Genomic DNA, 15,483 nt, shown 5'->3' with positions numbered 1-15,483 from the left:
ATCTCGGATACAAAAAAGAGGATACACATGAGGCGGTGCCAGGCATCCTCACGTCAGGCGCGAATGGCGTACGCAGGTTCATGCTGTACATGTTCATGCTGCACATGTTGAAGAAGACCGCAGGGGGTGGAGTTCAGAGGCATCGATGTACGCGGACATTCATCCTACAGGTGGTCTGCATCAGACGCCCCGTCACCGGTTTCAGGGGGTAGGGGCTGGGGGATGCGGTTGATCCTGCCCTGGCGAAGGCGTAACGACATTTGTGCGTGAGACCAGCCGTGCCAATGGCCGCCCGGGATATCCGCTTCGCTCCTGATCCCAGGCTAGGGAATCCGGTAGCCGGGAACCACGCCTCTCGTGGCGATGCTCCGCGTCGCCTACGCCAATTGGGGGGCTCCAGCGTCCCCAAGCCGCCACCGGGCTCTCAACGCCATGTGGTGGGGGCTTTGCTACCTGGTGTCCACGCGGCGGGCCTCATGCGCACCGGACGTGATGAGCCCGTTGGGGCGCGCTGGGATCCTTCCGCCTGGGGGCGTCAGGATGACTTGCGGGTGGGCGGCCCGTGCCAATTGCGGCCCGGGGACCGCTTGCGTCCCCGGCGACATTAAGGCGAGTTTCGTCGCTCACCGATTGCAAACACCTGTATGATGATTCAGCGCAGATGGTATTATCAGGCCTATCTAATAAGCACCGCGCCCGGCATCGAAATGGCGAAGGTAGGCCTCTTTGGTCTCGAACGGTCCAGCCACGAGCTCGTCCATGACGGCGGGCGGAACGACGAGTCGGTCATACAGGCACCGAATGAAGCGGTAGCCGCCCGTAATTTTCTCGAGCGAGATGAGCGGACCGGTGTCCGAGACGATTTGCCGTGGGGGAGGATCTGGGCTCATGCGCCAAGCTCGGTCTCAATGTTCTCCGGCGAGTCGACGAGAATCGAGAAGCCATAGCGCGGAAGCATCTCTTCAAACGTGCGGCGCGTCATGCCAAGGATCTGGCGCGCTTCGTGACCGGAGAGCTTGCCGTTCGTGTAGAGCGTGGCCACGAGCGCTTCTTTCGCGTAGCGCTCGTCGACATCAAGGCCGGAGCGGTCTGGAAGATCGATCGTGACTTTCATATGGGTCGAAGGCCTGTGCAGTGAAGTCGTGTTTCTGTCTGTACGGCGCACGCGAGTGGGCAGTTCGGTAACGAGGTGTGATGGCAATTCGGATTCGCGTCAGTTCGTCCTCGGAGGGCCGTGCCTCGGGGCACGCTGGGGCTTGGGCCTGCACGGAGAACGGACTCCATACCCACACAATGACAGTGCACGCGGCTATGGCCACTTGCACTGTTGTTTTGGTGCCCATCTGGGTGGATAGTTTCTCATAACGGTTTAGCTCACCAGCGGTAATCACGTCGCACCTTGCGGTGAGAAGCGGAGACGCAGCGGTTGTTCAAGGCGCACATGGGTACCGTCCGGTGCAGCGCATTGTTATGTGTTTCAACTAATTATGCCAATTCAGAGTTGGAGACCCACGCCACCGCAGGCAGTTTGAGGAGGGTGCTTGACGCCGCTCTCACAAACTGCCATTGGTGACATGGATTGGGAATCTACGCTCATTCAGATTTATGTGTTCGTTCACGAGGACTTCGGCCCGGATTTGTACGCTTTGGGCCAGAGGCAGAGCAACAATCACTCTCCACGATTTACTGATGAGGAGGTCGTGACCATCTACCTATTCGGGCTGATTCGGGGGCACCGCACGCTGCGAGCAATCCATACGTACGTGGCGGATCATCTGAGCGAGTGGTTTCCGACACTTCCAAGCTACGGGGGCTATGTGCAGCGCCTCAACCGGCTCAGCGATGTGTTTGCTGCACTCACGGAGAAGACGCTGGATGCCGTCTCGGGCATTGGGGGGATCCCGTCCCGACGACTCGTAGACTCGTTTCCGATCATCTTAGCCCATGCGAAACGGTCGGCCCATGCCCGCGTCGCTTCTGGGTTTGCGGATAAAGGCTACTGTTCGTCAAAGAACCTCTACTACTACGGCGTCAAGCTTCATGTCGTCGCGCAGAGTCGCCCCGGGCGACTTCCCGTGCCCGACCGAATCAGTGCCGACGCAGCCTCCAGTAATGACCTTACCGCGATCCGGTCCGTGCTTCCGACGCTGCATGGAGGCGTGCTGATTGGCGATAAGGCCTATGCGAGCCGACCGCTCCGTGCGGCGTTGATTCAGGCCCAGAACCTTGAACTCATCACCCCGAAAAAGAAGGCAAAGGGCCAAAAGGTCCTCTCGGCTGCGGACCGCCTGTACTCTGAAGCCGTGAGCGCTCTGCGGCAGCCGATTGAGTCACTCTTCAATTGGATCGAGCAGAAAACCGGCATTCAGATGGCGTCCAAGGTCCGGTCCTACGACGGCTTGATGGTTCATATCTTCGGTCGTCTTGCTGCGGCGATGCTCCTACTCGCGTTCAACCCTTAATTCGCATTAATTGCTCTTCTTGCTAATCATAGTTACCACACGCCGCCCCTCGTACATCTCCATTTCCCAAATCGACCTAGGCGGTTCCTCAATCACTTTGTACCGGTATCTGAACACACCGCTCTCTCCAATCTCCGACCACGGAAGATTCGAAAGATCACTTTTTATCGAACTAATTAATTTGCTACCAGACTCTGTGTCTTCCTCGTGGCCAAAAGTACTGATGACTGAAAAATCCGCCCCCACGTACATTTCCTCTTCTAAATAGACCAACCCCCGAGTGATGTACCTAAAAGTACAGTTGATCCGATTGACTGCAACGTCTAACCCCGTCTGCAGAATGGTTTCACCCTCAGCGTTCTGAGTTTCCGTGTTATTTGCTGATCCCTGAATCATACTTGCAAAGCCCGCCTTTTCAGGCTTTCCAAGAGAACGAACAACTTTCTCCTTCATCTTCTGGGCCACTTGGTGGTCTTTGCTAGCTTTTAGAACTGCAAAAACAAGTCTAAAGTACTCATCGTCATCCGACTTTTCGTTGTTACATGCTTTGCAGCAGGGTATCACAGCGTTGTGTGAATGCATGTACAGTCCCTGCGGTACAACATGCTCATCAGTGATCTGCTTTACTTCGCCGCAATAGACGCATTTTCCCTTCTTCATTGTATTGGACAGACTTTTACTAAACACATAACAGACAAGCTCTGCCGCAAAGGGCTCACTAATCTACGGATTGAGCAACAGAATCGTCAACCCCAGCAAACCGGCACAAACCCTGCGTCGCCAGCAGTGCTTTCTTACTCCTTTCATGAATTATTCTTCGACTTGAGAGTTTCATCCTCCTGCAGATCGTTGATAAATAATTTAAGCAGCTCGAAACGGTTCAGATTATTGACACCGTTTCCTATGTCTTTTCTCACAGCTACGAGGAAATCATTCCACAAGATAAGTGAGTCCTGTGAACTCGAGTCAGACCAGTTATGGTACCGAATTGCATTCCAGGCTCGAATTACGTCTTCTGAGCCCCAAATGATTAACTTCGGTGTCATATCAGCAAAAGCTTGCATTATTTCCTGTTCTGATGGCCTCTCCCGACCTACTTTTTCAGCGAAGACCGTCCGAAAAAAGACGGAGATCAAATCTTCGTAGACAGGAATCTTTTGGTCACGAACTTCTTGAGTCAGCTTCGCCTTCTGCTCATATCTTTTCGATACTACGATAGCCAGAACAGAAGCCAATACCGTTGCTGATGCAGCAATAATAGCTGTGGCGAGTTCAGATTCCAAGCTTCGGAGCGCTGCGTAGACTGCGTATGCAAACGACAACGTGATCGAAAGCAGTGCGATGAGTGCAACTATGCCCAGTACAATGCTTTTAGCTGTTACATTATTTTCCTTTTGCATAAGTGAAATCTTACTCTCACGTCAGTTAGAAAAGGTATAACGGGAGAACTCTGCTGCGTGCGTAGCACGTCGGCAGCAGTGTGTGGCTATGCAGCGTATTACATTATCCTGTTGAAATCTTTTATTTCGTGCTTTGATTTTCCATCCTACCAAGGTAGTCAGAAAGATATTTATTCTCTTCTATTATTCTTTTTGTCGTTTCGTACTCTTCCAGGCCTTGAGCGGGAACAGTCAGATACACGAACGACTCTTTACCTTTGATCATAAACTTTCTAGTCCCCAGCTCGGGTGCTTCTGATTTGTCGAGCTTAACAAATATCAGCATTCCCCCATCATCATACGATACAGATCTACTGTTTGCGAATGGGCGAGGAAGGGTGCTCGATATATAAACTGTCCAGAATCATACGGGAACCGGAGGGGCCTCCAAAAGAAGGCGTCAAGATCGCTATGAATTCCAGTTTCACCAAACGCCACACTTCTACATACTTCTTTGTAGAACCCTAAGTCTATTTGGCCTTTAGCATCGTCGGTTAGGCTATATTTGTATAGAATCGCTGCGCAAAAACGGAGTATTTTTTTATTATCTGCTCCGTCAATTCTTTTCCCCTTCCATGGCACTTCTGAGCCCTGATCGCGGACTGCAGCGAATACTTGATGGGCGTAATTTTCTAGCTCTCCAAGTCGATTGTCACATTCGGCACAGAGGATGGTACGATCCCACAGACCTGACTGAGACTTTCTGAATTCTCCAGATTCGGTAACCTGTGCTGCATGCGATGTCCCATCCTGAATCTGTTGGCAGAACACTTTGGGGATCAGGTGAGCTTTGATGGTGTCAGGCTCACCACAATTGGAGCATGCCATATCTGAGTGTTTGTTTTATTGGGGCTGAATAACCTATACTTATATCAGCACACGTGACATAGCACACATTCATAAATCCGCATAACACACTGACAGATCAGTGCGATGGACAAAACCCGCACGGTGCTATGTCAACAGCGTAGACGTATCACGCTACACAGAAGCCGCGCGTACAATCACATACACCCAACATATCCAAAACCACCCCCACTCGCAAGCCAACACCTCACCCCAACACCGCTTGCAACTCAGCAGCGGCCTCCGCAGCAGCTTCGGCGAAATCGGCGCCGTCGTGGGCGTAGAGGATGCTGCGGCTGCTGTTGACGAGGATGAGTCCGTCGTTGGTGACGGCGGCATTGACGACAGCGCCGACATCGTCGCCCTGGGATTCGGGGTGGGCGCTCCAGCGTTGGACGAGCCGGGCAATGCGTAGGTAGACGGGCTCGCGGGACAGGTCGCCATTACTGGGCGGTGCGCTCACGGCCTGCACGAACGGCGTCGACAATCTCCTTGGCCTGTACGTCGATGTCTACCGCCGGTACGTCGAGCGGCGATCCTTCGTCCTGATGCGGACGGATGAGGTATTCGCTTCCATCACGTCGCCGAATCCGAACTTCTCCTTCATGGCTGGCCTGGTCCAGCAGATCAGCAAGATTTTGACGGGCCTCTGAGTATGTGTATACTTTCATGTCTACACCTCCAAAATATCGATTCCAGATTCGCGGGCCGCTTGTTTTAATCCACCATCCAGCGTTAGAAGTGGCGCCTGATGACGCCTTGCTGCAATGAGTATATACGCATCATATGCATACAGGTCATACTGACTGGACACCCGAACGGCTTCCTCTAATTTAACATCGACCCATTGGATCGGGATGGTATCATATCGCCGGAGCGCTTCAACCGCCACCGCAACGTCGCAACGGCCCCGTTTAAACATTGCAGAGAAGGCGTTTCCAATCTCCCAGTGAAGCGTCTTGGGTGCAATCAGGTCTACTCCTTTGGTCTGCCGGACGATTTGATCTCGGTGCTCTTCGCCCAGGAGGACCGCGATGATTGCGGATGTATCAACAACGACTTTCATGCCAGAATATGTTGGTTGTACAATTGAACAACCAGTATAGATCCACCACAATTAAGTGTCAACCGATTTTGCTGGAACGAAGGCCCTACGCGTTTATCGCTGAAGCCAAGCACTAACTTCCGACGTGTGCTCACGAATCAGTTCGTAGACTCCGCCTCACCCCAGCGCCTCCTGCAACTCAGCAGCCGCCTCTGCAGCAGCTTCGGTGAAATCATCACCATCACCGGCGTAGAGGATGCTGCGGCTGCTGTTGACGACGATGAGTCCGTCGTTGGTGACGGCGGCGTCGATGACGGCGCGGGCATCGCCGCCCTGGGCGCCTACGCCGGGGATCAGAAAGGGGAGCGAGGGGCACACCTCGCGCAGTTCGGATAGGGCGCGGGGGGCGGTGGCGCCGACGACCAGTCCGGCGTCGCCTTGGGCTTCGGGGTGGTCGTTCCATTGCTGCACGAGGCGGGCGATGCGGAGGTAGACGGGCTCTTTGGGCATCGGGTCCTGCGCCTCTACCAGGCAGGCTTGCAGGTCGGCGCTGCCGGCGTTGGAGGTGCGCGTTAGCACGAACACACCGCGTCCGGGCGTGCGCAAGAACGGCAGGATGCTGTCGCTGCCCATGTAGGGCGCGGCGGTGATGGCGTCGGCGCCTAAGTGGTCGAAGAGTCCCTTTGCGTAGAAGCGCGCCGTGTGGCCGATGTCGCCGCGCTTGGCATCGGCGATGCAGCAGTGGGTGTCGGGGATGGCGTTGACGACGGATTCGAGGGCGGCGTATCCGGCAGCGCCGTGCGCCTCGAAGAAGGCGAGGTTGGGCTTGTAGGCGCAGCAGTGCGGCGCGGTGGCTTCGATGATGGCGATACAGAAATCCGATAGCGCCTGGGGGTCGGTGGGGTGGCTGGAGTAGGGCGCGGGAAGCCATTCGGGGACCGGGTCGAGTCCCACACAGAGGCGTGAGCTGGCACTTTTTTGGGCCGCCTGCAGTCGGTCGGGGAAGGTCATGGGCATATCCATTCGTAAAACGCTGGCGCACTGTAACGTACCGCGAACGATGGGCAGGTACAACGTATTTGATGTGGACTTTTCGCGCATCTATGCTTACCATAGGAACCGCACAAAACCCGTGGGCTACAACATTACTGCCCCGGTTGGAAGCACTTCCAAACAGCGATTCGTCGATCTGTCTTCCTTCTGCGCATGCGCGCCTGCCGGTGGCTCCGCTCTCGTCATCCCTCTGTCACAACCACCTGCGATTTGTTATGGCCAAGAAGAAAGGCTTAAGCAATATAAAAGGCGTCTCCAAGCAAGATCAGGAGATGATCGAAAATATCGAGACCATGATGGGCCCGGAGCCCGAGGACATGGGTCTCATGAAGAACATGTTCTGGGGTCGTTTCCGCGAAGATCTGGTCTTCCCGTATCCCCGCGAGTCTAACGACGAACGCGAAACCTGCGACGCGCTGCTGGAGGAGCTGGAGGACTACCTCGAAAACGAGCACCCGGCGGTTGAAATCGACCAGGAAGAGTACATCCCTGAGTGGTGTATCGACCGGCTCTTCGAGATGGGCGTGATGGGCATGATCATCCCGAAAGAGTACGGCGGACTCGGGCTGGGCGTGACCAGCTATAACCGCGTGCTGGAAATGATTGGCCGCTACTGCGCTTCGACGGCTGTGATGGTGTCGGCACATCAGTCCATTGGCTGCAAGGCGCTCGTCATGTTCGGCAACGAGGAGCAGAAGGAAGACTATCTGCCGATGGTGGCGCGCGAGAAGCTCTCGGCGTTCTGCCTGTCGGAGCCGAACGTGGGCTCGGATGCTGCCGGACAGGAGTCGTTCTCGGTGAAGACCGAAGACGGCGATTACGTCTTGAACGGCGAGAAGAAGTGGTCGACCTCGGGCGCACTCAGCGGGCTCTTTACCGTGATGTGCAAGAACATGCTCAAGAACCCGGAGACGGGCGAGCTCGAACAGAAGGGCGTGAATGCGCTCATCTGCACGCCGGATATGGAGGGCGTGGAGATCTTTGAGAACAACCGCTCGAAGACGGGCATCCGGGGCACCTGGCAGGCTCGCATCCGCTTCAACGATGTGCGCGTACCCAAGGAAAATCTGCTGCACAAAGAAGGGCGCGGTCTGAACGTGGCGCTCTCGTGCCTGAACTACGGACGCTGCACGCTGTCGGCGGGTGTGACCGGTGCGGCCAAGGCGGCCAAGGAGCAGGGCATCAAGTGGGTGCAGACGCGCTATCAGTTTAAGCGTCCGCTTTCCGACTTTGAGCTGGTGCGTCAGAAGGTGGCCCGCATGTCGGCGCTCACCTATGCGATGGATTCCATGCTCTACATGATGACGGGCATGCTCGACCGCGGCGACAAGGACATTATGGTCGAGACGGCCATCTGTAAGGTCTTCTGCTCGCACTACGGGTGGGAGGTCATCGACGATGTGATGCAGATCATGGGCGGCGAAGGCTACATGACTGAGCATGAGCTGGAGCGCTCCTGGCGCGACAACCGTATCCACGGCATTGTGGAGGGCTCGAACGAGGTGATGCAGTCGTTCATCTTTGCGTACGGCGGCAAGAAGCTGGCCGAGCAGATGGTGTCGGTGCAGGATGCGCTGACATGGGATACGGACGAGAGCATCGGACAGAACCTCTCGCGCATGTTTACTGCGGCGACCAACCCGACGGTGATGTCGAAGGCGCTGCCGCTGGCCGGACAGCTGTTCCTGGGCATCAAGCCGCAGGCGCCGGAGGTCCGCAGCGTGCATCCCGCTCTGCGTCAGCAGGCGGAGACGCTTTCGACGCTCATCCAGAAGCACTCGCACTTCTTCAAGATGGCGAGCAAGTGGGAGCGTGAGAAGATTGTGGAGCACCAGGCGCAGCAAGCCCGCGTGGCCGACAACGCGATCTACTTGTACGCGCTCACGGCGTCGCTCTCGAAGATGGACGACCAGCTGCGCACGGGCGAGTATGGTCCGGAGTTTGAGCGCGATCGGGCGGCGTTTGAGTATCTGTTTGAGTGGTTCGAGAACAAGATCCACGCGAACTTTGGCCGCCTGCGCGACAACGCCGACGACAGCATGCGGAAAGCGGCTGAGGCGGCGCTGCGCTACAACGACACGCTGCCGAACAAGGAGTTCTACATCCACGAAGGGAGTCCGCTCGGACGCGATGCTGGCAAGGAGACGCCGACGGAGCACATCAAGCAGTTCCCCGGCGATGGTGTCGATCCGCGTGAGCAGGATCGCGCCCCCGGCGAAACCGATGAGCTGGAGCTTGAGGACGTGCCTGCCACCTCTGGCGATGGCGCTCCGGAAGAGCCGAAGCCTGCTGCTGAAGATGGCGTGGCCTAGACCCTGACGGACGTATCGGCTTTGTCTGTCACCGCCCGGTGTTCTGCAAGGAGCATCGGGCGGTTTTTTGTTGGGGGCTCCGTTGCCGGGGGCGATTCCGGCTCTGCGGCGCCTTGGCCGGGATGACTATTGGTGTTGGTGGTTGGTGATTTGGGGCATGATCCAGATCTGGCGAGAGTGGGGTGCCTGCTGAGCTTCGAACGGGCGATGGAGGCGTCACAGCACGTACGTGTTTAGTGGCGTGCGATCGCCGGGGACGCAGGCTGTCCCCGGGTATGGGTTTGCTGACAGCGCGCCGTTCCGTAGCCCGGGATCAGGAGCGGAGCGCTGGGAGCACCGCGACCGAGTACTCCTGGGGTGCAGATATTCCGGGCAGGCTCTGCGGCGCTGTGAGCGCTAGCGAACGAGTACTCCTGGGGGGCGATCTCATTCCGTTGATTGGGCGGCTGCATCCGGCCTGACAGCAATGAGATTGCGTCGCTGCGCTCGCAATGACAAGATTGTGAGTTGTTCTCGGTACGTTAGATGGCCATGTGTTACCCGAAGATTGACCTGTGACAGAGCACTAAGTAGAGACAGGCATGAAGTTGGGGTTTTGTGCGTTTCAAATCGGTATCATGTGCGCCCCAACGTTGTTAATACACGCTCTCATTCGTACGGTGCTGAGTTTCGCATAAGTGCTTAATATATGTGATTTGGCAGAATCCCTCCCCCTAAATCCCCCTCCTCTGAGGGGGACTTGATGAACGCCTTCCACGGTTCCTTCCTCCTCGGGGAGGAAGGGTAGGATGGAGGGGAAACCACTCGGCAATCCCCAAAACCATCGTTGAGGTCACTTACTCGTCGCTTTGGCCCTGTATCCATCCAGATACGCGCTCCAGTGCCGCAGGCGCCATCGTCGTTTCAATCGCGCCGTACTCGGACGGATGCCCGGTCTCGGCGGGTTGAAACAGGTGGTTGAGCCCATCGAGCACCTCCACCGTCGCATCGGGACTTGGGCTTTCCGCTAAAGCCGCGCGCATAATCTCGGCGTTCTGTTCGGGCAGCACCTGCAGGTCGTTCTCCCCAAAGAGCGCAAGCACCGGAATGTCGATCTGTGTGAGGGTAGGCTGCGGGTCATAGTCGAGAAAGAACCTGAACCACGGCGCGGTGAAATTGTCAATCTGCGATGCGCGCTGTTCGTCGGATACCCCCTGCTCCTCCAACACAACCTGCAGCGAGTCGGCTGCTGTGGTGGTGTCTGGCGCCTCCCGTACAACGCTAAGCATGCGTTGTTGGGCGGTGCGTGTCGAATCAATGTCGTCCTCTGGAGTATCCACGGCTCGGGCCATCTGGGCGGTCTGCTCAATGATGATATCGTAGCCAGGGACGGAGGGCCCAGCCATCAGCACAAGAAAGGCAAGCGGTTCATTCTGAGTATGAACCATCGGCCCGATTAGCCCGCCCTCGCTGAGTCCAATCAGACCCACGCGCTCGGGATTCACCTCAGGCCGTTCTTTCAGAAACCGAACGGCTGCTGCAGCGTCACGGGCATACGCTTCAGAGGTCGATGCTGGAAACGCGGGACCCTCCGATTCGCCCACGCCGCGCTCGTCGTAGCGCAGCACCGCAATGCCTTGGCGCGTCAGATGGTCGGCCAGCACATGAAACAGGCGGTGCCCCATCAGTTCGGAGTTGCGATCTTGGGGACCCGATCCGCTTACCAGCACCACCGCCGGATGGGGCCCTTCATCTTCCGGGGCGGTCAGCGTACCCGCCAGTGTAATGTTGTCATCGGTATTGGGGAAGTGCACATCTTCTTCCGCATACGGGTACGGCGGCTCAGGGTGCTGCGGACGCGCAGGCGGTTCTACCATCTCTGGATCTGCCGGTGACAGCATCAGCGGGAATGATTGGCCGGCCTGTGTCCACGTGCCCTCAATGGTTTCAGGGTCTGTGAGCGCGCCCACGTACTCCCCTTGAATAGCAGGCACCTCTAAGGTGAGCGTATCGCCTTCCAGCGTCACCGACTCAACCGGAATACCTGTAGCGCCCTGATCGGGGCTATCCATGCTGGCTGCAAGGGCGGTACCGGTATCTTCGATATGAAAGATGATGGGCAGCGTCATGCCATTCACATCCAACTCCCCATGCCAGGCTCCCACCACGTCATCGAGCGATTGGGCGTGGGTCGATAGCGCACATGGCATCAAAAGAGCAAGCGCGATAACAGCTACAAGTCGTTGTGTGCTACACATTGTTCGTTCTTGGTTTAAGGGTAGGGATACGACAAGGAGATGCGCCCTATCCAGGCGCTGCTACAAACCCGATAATCCATCTTCTGGGCGAATATAGTAACCGATGACGCGCCAGTCTCCATCGTCTCGGGTAAGCGTTATCGTTTCGATCACTGTTTTTCCGTAGTCCGCGCGATACTGGATTGCGACATATTCGTCGGGCACTTGTCCAGGCAGTTCGCTCATCCGTGGCCGATCCCGCGGCGAATCGGTGTAGCGGGCCGCAATCAACGTGCGGCCCTCAAACGATTCAAGCCCCCGCTGATTATTGGCTTGCTCGACTAAGTGGGCCCACTGTTCGGCGGTAAGCTGATTCTGAAAGAAGCTGGCTGCCTCTGCCCACGACGCCTCGTATTCTCCAGCATCGACCAGTTTCAGCCACTCAGAAGCGGCTTCTGTGGCCTCTTCTGCATATGCCTGTTCCTGCTCCGATGGCCCACAGGCCACCAGCACACTGCACAGCAATAGCCATTGGCCCACATATATGATCGATCGGATTGACATTGTCGCGGCCTGTTGCAGACAAAGAATGAATGATATCAATACGTTGTATCGCCTCACCCGTCTGCAGATGCGCCATTCGTCCAGCATACGAACCGCTCATCTAATTCACCGTCGCATCTATCCACAGGTTTTGTCATGTTCAGCATGCACACGCTCCGTTTTTCATGCGTCCCTTGCCGCCTATGCCACTATCTTTCCGCAATCCCCACACACGCTGGATTGGACTTGGCATTGTGCAACTCGTTGGATGGATCGTCTATGGGATCGTATACTACACAACCCTGCGGCCCTACAACCCGTTTACTGATATTGTGCTACAGCAGGCCCTCTGGGCTACCGGATCGGGCCTGCTCATCAGTTCCCTGTTAGGGTGGGCCTACTACGCAGTAGGCATCTCGAAGTGGCATCTGGGATGGCAGAGCCTGACTGTGACGCTGGGATCTGCGGCCGTGGGCGCCGGCTGGGCCAGCGTAAACCACTGGGGCGCCACCTATATTGACCCATTTGCGCTGCCTGTTCTCGCTTATGTAGACCTGCTCCCCGGTCAGGGCTCCCTGCTTTCGCATCCCGCGGCCTTTCCGGTGGTACTGCTCGTTTGGAGCGGATGCTACCTCGGCATCGCCTTCTGGCACGAACGGCAAGTCCAGCAGAAGCGCGTGTTACAGGCGGATGCGGAGGCCCAGCGCGCTCGACTGCAGATGCTCCGCTACCAGCTCAACCCGCATTTCTTCTTCAACGCACTCAACACCATCAACGCCCTCGCCGATGAGAATCCGCGCCGCGTGAAGGAGGCCGTGCATGAACTGTCGGGCTTCCTACGGTACTCACTTCTCGATGAAGACACGCTCCTGGTGTCGCTCGATGAGGAGGTACAGGCCGCGAAGCACTATTTTGCCATCGAAACCATGCGCTTTGAAGACGACCTTCAGGTTACGGTTGATGTGGAGGCCGACGCTGCTCACCAGACGGTGCCCGCGTTTCTGGTGCTGCCCCTGATCGAAAACGCCGTGAAGCACGGCCAACACACAAGTCCGTTTCCGCTGCGCATTCGCCTGACGGCCACGCTGGCGGAGGGGCGTCTTCGGATAGCGGTCTCAAACACCGGGCAGCTACGCACGAACCCTTCCATAGAGGCAGGCACCGACACCGGACTCAACAACGTACAGGCCCGGCTCCAGGCGCAGTATCCCGATGCGCACCGCTTTACGCTTACGGAGAACGACGGCTGGGTGCACGCTCGTATTAGCATCGAACATCCTGCATCTAATCCTGATGCCTCTTATGACTGATTCGCTTGCTATCCTTGTTGTAGATGATGAGCGTCTGGCCCGCAGCGCACTGCGCAACACGGTTGCTGAACTGGACCACGCGACGGTGGTCGGCGAGGCGGGCACCGTTGACGAAGCCGCTGCGCTGATCGAGAAGACGCCCCCGGATGTGGTACTGCTAGACGTGCAGATGCGTGGCGAAACGGGCTTTGATCTACTCGACCGCATCGACACGCCGGTGCAGGCGGTGTTCGTGACGGCCCACGATCAGTATGCTGTGCGTGCGTTCGAGGTCAATGCGCTGGATTACCTGCTCAAGCCCGTCTCGCCCAACCGCCTGGCCGAGGCCCTCCGCCGAGTGCGCGCAACCGATGCCGCCGTTCCGCAGGACAACAGCCGTGCCGATGCATCATTTCGGTACGACGATCTGTTTTTCTACGAGGAAGGCCGCCAGCCGCGTTTTATTCGCATTGCCGATATCCACCACATCACAGCCGAGGGCAATTACACGGCCTTGCACCTCACCGAAGGCCCCGATGCATGGACGACGACTACGCTTAGCGAATGGACCGAGCAGCTGCCCGATACGCACTTCGTTCGCATCCACCGCTCCACCATTGTGAACGCCAACCACGTGGAACGCATCGAGCGACAGCCGAACAATACGTTCAGGGTGTTTGTGGGCCAAGCCGATGCGCCGCTGTCCATGAGCCGCCGCCGTGCGCAGGCGCTGAAAGATCAGCTTGGATGCGGCGCGTAGTGCTGTGTCACACGTGATTGTTTGGGTATGGGGATCGTGCCCAATTCTGTATCCCAGCCCCCTCCCAAAAAACCTGTCATGGTGAGCGCCCTGACCGCAGGGAAGAAGTGCTTTTAGAGTGCACGCGACGGGCCTAGCCCGGAGCACGTCGAACCATCTCCTCCGACGCTCAGCAGGCGCTGATCGACCGATCGGCGCTGCCCAGTTCGGGGAAGTATGGGGCCCTGGTAACGCGTTCGAAGAGGACGAGGTCGTGAGCATGAGCACCGACACGGCCCGTTTCCGATCTGTTTCGATTGATACGACACATCCGTGATCGGGCATCCATACAAAGCGACACCAGGATGTACTTCAGATCAGCACCGTGTGTGCTGAATCACCCCCATCATTCACGCTTCCACCGTCCGACGCTCTATGCGCTACCTCGACACGACGCCCACCACCGATCCTACGCTCAACCTTGCGCTCGAAGAACACGTATTGCGCACCTTTCCCGATGACGAAGACTACGTGCTCTTCTACATCAACGAGCCGTCTATCATCATTGGGCGCAATCAGAACACCCTCGAAGAAATCAACGCCGAGTATGTCGAAGAGAACGGCATCCACGTGGTACGACGCGTATCGGGCGGAGGGGCTGTGTATCACGACACCGGCAATCTGAACTTCAGCTTCATCACCGATTACGCCCCGGACCGACTGAACAACTTTACGCACTTCACCAAGCCTGTCATCCACGCGCTGAACGACCTGGGCGTACCTGCTGAGCTGAAAGGTCGAAACGACATTGTGGTTGATGGACGCAAGGTGTCGGGCAACGCGCAATATTCCACCGGGAAGCGCATGTTTAGTCACGGCACGCTTTTGTTTGACAGTGACTTAAGCGAGGTCAGCCGTGCCCTCGATGTAAAGCAGAGCAAGATCGAATCGAAGGGGCACAAGTCCGCGCGCAGTCGTGTGGCCAACATTGCGGAGTTCTTGGATGACGATTTCAGGGTGGATGACCTGCGCACGCATCTGCTCAACACGTTCAAGGCAGAGCAGGATGTGACCGTCTACGATCCTACCGATGCGGATTGGGAGGCCGCCAAAACGCTTGCGGAGACGAAGTATCGCACGTGGGATTGGAATTACGGCGCCTCGCCCGCCTTTGATGTGCAGCGCACGCGCCGCTTCGATGATGTGGGCGAAGTTGACGTGCGGCTCTCTGTTGATGACGGACGCATCACGGAAGCCACCATTTACGGCGACTTCCTGGGTCACCGCGATGTCACTGATCTAGAGACCCAACTCGAAGGGGTGCCGTACCGTCCTGAGGCATTAGACGATGCCCTACACGATGTGGATGTAGCATCCTTCTTCGGCGGCCTCGACCGCGATCGTTTTGTGGCGCTGGTCTATGCCAGCGACGAGGCATAAGCGTACGGCCATGTATCCACGGCGTGCGCGAATCCCTGCACAACCGGCATGATCGGTTTTGGGGACGATCGGCACGATACGAGAATGCAGCAGATCGGA

At 57.1% G+C, this 15,483-nt stretch carries 16 protein-coding genes; 6 read left to right on the top strand and 10 right to left on the bottom strand.

Annotation, left to right across the window (positions count from 1 at the left end; translation table 11 throughout):
• Positions 1-680: 680 nt before the first annotated feature.
• Together ACZ5AL_RS05025 and ACZ5AL_RS05020 are read right to left on the bottom strand one after the other, a co-directional pair.
• Positions 681-890: a PIN domain-containing protein gene (locus tag ACZ5AL_RS05025; protein ID WP_464512595.1), complete on the bottom strand. Its 210-nt coding sequence runs from the start codon at positions 888-890 to the stop codon at positions 681-683.
• Positions 887-1,114, bottom strand: coding sequence for a UPF0175 family protein (locus ACZ5AL_RS05020; RefSeq protein WP_464512594.1), 228 nt, complete (start codon positions 1,112-1,114; stop codon positions 887-889). Before ACZ5AL_RS05020 ends, ACZ5AL_RS05025 begins: the two co-directional genes overlap by 4 nt.
• A gap of 460 nt (positions 1,115-1,574) precedes the next feature.
• Here ACZ5AL_RS05020 and ACZ5AL_RS05015 point away from each other — a divergent pair, with 460 nt between their 5' ends.
• Positions 1,575-2,462 carry an IS982 family transposase gene (locus ACZ5AL_RS05015; RefSeq protein ID WP_464512592.1) on the top strand — a complete coding sequence of 296 codons (888 nt, stop codon included), beginning with the start codon at positions 1,575-1,577 and terminating at the stop codon, positions 2,460-2,462.
• A gap of 6 nt (positions 2,463-2,468) precedes the next feature.
• Here ACZ5AL_RS05015 and ACZ5AL_RS05010 read toward each other — a convergent pair whose 3' ends face one another.
• From ACZ5AL_RS05010 to ACZ5AL_RS05000, 3 genes are all read right to left on the bottom strand, one after another.
• Positions 2,469-3,122 carry a hypothetical protein gene (locus ACZ5AL_RS05010; RefSeq protein ID WP_464512591.1) on the bottom strand — a complete coding sequence of 218 codons (654 nt, stop codon included), beginning with the start codon at positions 3,120-3,122 and terminating at the stop codon, positions 2,469-2,471.
• Between the two features lie 143 nt (positions 3,123-3,265).
• On the bottom strand, positions 3,266-3,862 hold the full coding sequence (locus tag ACZ5AL_RS05005; protein ID WP_464512590.1) for a hypothetical protein: 597 nt from the start codon (positions 3,860-3,862) through the stop codon (positions 3,266-3,268).
• Between the two features lie 318 nt (positions 3,863-4,180).
• The gene (locus ACZ5AL_RS05000) at positions 4,181-4,729 is read right to left on the bottom strand and encodes a hypothetical protein (protein WP_464512588.1); all 549 of its coding nucleotides are present in this window, start codon (positions 4,727-4,729) and stop codon (positions 4,181-4,183) included.
• Between the two features lie 100 nt (positions 4,730-4,829).
• Here ACZ5AL_RS05000 and ACZ5AL_RS04995 point away from each other — a divergent pair, with 100 nt between their 5' ends.
• Positions 4,830-5,162 carry a hypothetical protein gene (locus ACZ5AL_RS04995; RefSeq protein ID WP_464512587.1) on the top strand — a complete coding sequence of 111 codons (333 nt, stop codon included), beginning with the start codon at positions 4,830-4,832 and terminating at the stop codon, positions 5,160-5,162.
• Positions 5,163-5,190: 28 nt separating this feature from the next.
• On the opposite strand, the gene ACZ5AL_RS04990 is transcribed toward ACZ5AL_RS04995, so the two are convergent.
• From ACZ5AL_RS04990 to pyrF, 3 genes are all read right to left on the bottom strand, one after another.
• Positions 5,191-5,418, bottom strand: a complete 228-nt coding sequence (locus ACZ5AL_RS04990) for a type II toxin-antitoxin system Phd/YefM family antitoxin (protein ID WP_464512586.1) — start codon at positions 5,416-5,418, stop codon at positions 5,191-5,193.
• Positions 5,419-5,420: 2 nt separating this feature from the next.
• Positions 5,421-5,813, bottom strand: coding sequence for a type II toxin-antitoxin system VapC family toxin (locus tag ACZ5AL_RS04985; RefSeq protein ID WP_464512585.1), 393 nt, complete (start codon positions 5,811-5,813; stop codon positions 5,421-5,423).
• 156 nt (positions 5,814-5,969) lie between these two features.
• Positions 5,970-6,809, bottom strand: a complete 840-nt coding sequence (pyrF, locus tag ACZ5AL_RS04980; protein WP_464512583.1) for an orotidine-5'-phosphate decarboxylase — start codon at positions 6,807-6,809, stop codon at positions 5,970-5,972.
• A 251-nt stretch (positions 6,810-7,060) separates the two neighbouring features.
• Between pyrF and ACZ5AL_RS04975 the strand changes: the two genes are divergently transcribed.
• Positions 7,061-9,157, top strand: coding sequence for an acyl-CoA dehydrogenase family protein (locus tag ACZ5AL_RS04975; RefSeq protein ID WP_464512582.1), 2,097 nt, complete (start codon positions 7,061-7,063; stop codon positions 9,155-9,157).
• Between the two features lie 836 nt (positions 9,158-9,993).
• On the opposite strand, the gene ACZ5AL_RS04970 is transcribed toward ACZ5AL_RS04975, so the two are convergent.
• Together ACZ5AL_RS04970 and ACZ5AL_RS04965 are read right to left on the bottom strand one after the other, a co-directional pair.
• Positions 9,994-11,346 carry an alpha/beta hydrolase family protein gene (locus ACZ5AL_RS04970; protein WP_464512581.1) on the bottom strand — a complete coding sequence of 451 codons (1,353 nt, stop codon included), beginning with the start codon at positions 11,344-11,346 and terminating at the stop codon, positions 9,994-9,996.
• 108 nt (positions 11,347-11,454) lie between these two features.
• Positions 11,455-11,913, bottom strand: coding sequence for a DUF4019 domain-containing protein (locus ACZ5AL_RS04965; RefSeq protein WP_464512580.1), 459 nt, complete (start codon positions 11,911-11,913; stop codon positions 11,455-11,457).
• Between the two features lie 206 nt (positions 11,914-12,119).
• Between ACZ5AL_RS04965 and ACZ5AL_RS04960 the strand changes: the two genes are divergently transcribed.
• The 3 genes from ACZ5AL_RS04960 (at position 12,120) to ACZ5AL_RS04950 (ending at position 15,384) form a co-directional block, all read left to right on the top strand.
• Positions 12,120-13,226 (top strand): sensor histidine kinase, encoded by a 1,107-nt coding sequence (locus ACZ5AL_RS04960; protein ID WP_464512578.1) that lies wholly within the window; start codon positions 12,120-12,122, stop codon positions 13,224-13,226.
• Positions 13,219-13,965 (top strand): LytR/AlgR family response regulator transcription factor, encoded by a 747-nt coding sequence (locus ACZ5AL_RS04955; protein WP_464512576.1) that lies wholly within the window; start codon positions 13,219-13,221, stop codon positions 13,963-13,965. The genes ACZ5AL_RS04960 and ACZ5AL_RS04955 overlap by 8 nt, the downstream gene beginning before the upstream one ends.
• Positions 13,966-14,379: 414 nt before the next feature.
• On the top strand, positions 14,380-15,384 hold the full coding sequence (locus ACZ5AL_RS04950; RefSeq protein WP_464512575.1) for a lipoate--protein ligase: 1,005 nt from the start codon (positions 14,380-14,382) through the stop codon (positions 15,382-15,384).
• Positions 15,385-15,483: the final 99 nt, after the last annotated feature.

The organism is Natronotalea proteinilytica, from assembly GCF_055379935.1.
Note: the sequence above shows the minus strand (reverse complement) of the source record. Positions and strands in the feature narration are given on the sequence as shown.

Coding starts and splice junctions, on each gene's coding strand:
- ACZ5AL_RS04985 (WP_464512585.1), bottom strand. CDS start 5,813: ATGAAAGTCGTTGTTGATACATCCGCAATCATCGCGGTCCTCCTGGGC.
- ACZ5AL_RS04950 (WP_464512575.1), top strand. CDS start 14,380: ATGCGCTACCTCGACACGACGCCCACCACCGATCCTACGCTCAACCTT.
- ACZ5AL_RS05000 (WP_464512588.1), bottom strand. CDS start 4,729: ATGGCATGCTCCAATTGTGGTGAGCCTGACACCATCAAAGCTCACCTG.
- ACZ5AL_RS05010 (WP_464512591.1), bottom strand. CDS start 3,122: ATGAAGAAGGGAAAATGCGTCTATTGCGGCGAAGTAAAGCAGATCACT.
- ACZ5AL_RS04955 (WP_464512576.1), top strand. CDS start 13,219: ATGACTGATTCGCTTGCTATCCTTGTTGTAGATGATGAGCGTCTGGCC.
- ACZ5AL_RS05025 (WP_464512595.1), bottom strand. CDS start 890: ATGAGCCCAGATCCTCCCCCACGGCAAATCGTCTCGGACACCGGTCCG.
- pyrF (WP_464512583.1), bottom strand. CDS start 6,809: ATGCCCATGACCTTCCCCGACCGACTGCAGGCGGCCCAAAAAAGTGCC.
- ACZ5AL_RS04975 (WP_464512582.1), top strand. CDS start 7,061: ATGGCCAAGAAGAAAGGCTTAAGCAATATAAAAGGCGTCTCCAAGCAA.
- ACZ5AL_RS05005 (WP_464512590.1), bottom strand. CDS start 3,862: ATGCAAAAGGAAAATAATGTAACAGCTAAAAGCATTGTACTGGGCATA.
- ACZ5AL_RS05015 (WP_464512592.1), top strand. CDS start 1,575: ATGGATTGGGAATCTACGCTCATTCAGATTTATGTGTTCGTTCACGAG.
- ACZ5AL_RS04990 (WP_464512586.1), bottom strand. CDS start 5,418: ATGAAAGTATACACATACTCAGAGGCCCGTCAAAATCTTGCTGATCTG.
- ACZ5AL_RS04960 (WP_464512578.1), top strand. CDS start 12,120: ATGCCACTATCTTTCCGCAATCCCCACACACGCTGGATTGGACTTGGC.
- ACZ5AL_RS05020 (WP_464512594.1), bottom strand. CDS start 1,114: ATGAAAGTCACGATCGATCTTCCAGACCGCTCCGGCCTTGATGTCGAC.
- ACZ5AL_RS04970 (WP_464512581.1), bottom strand. CDS start 11,346: ATGCCATGTGCGCTATCGACCCACGCCCAATCGCTCGATGACGTGGTG.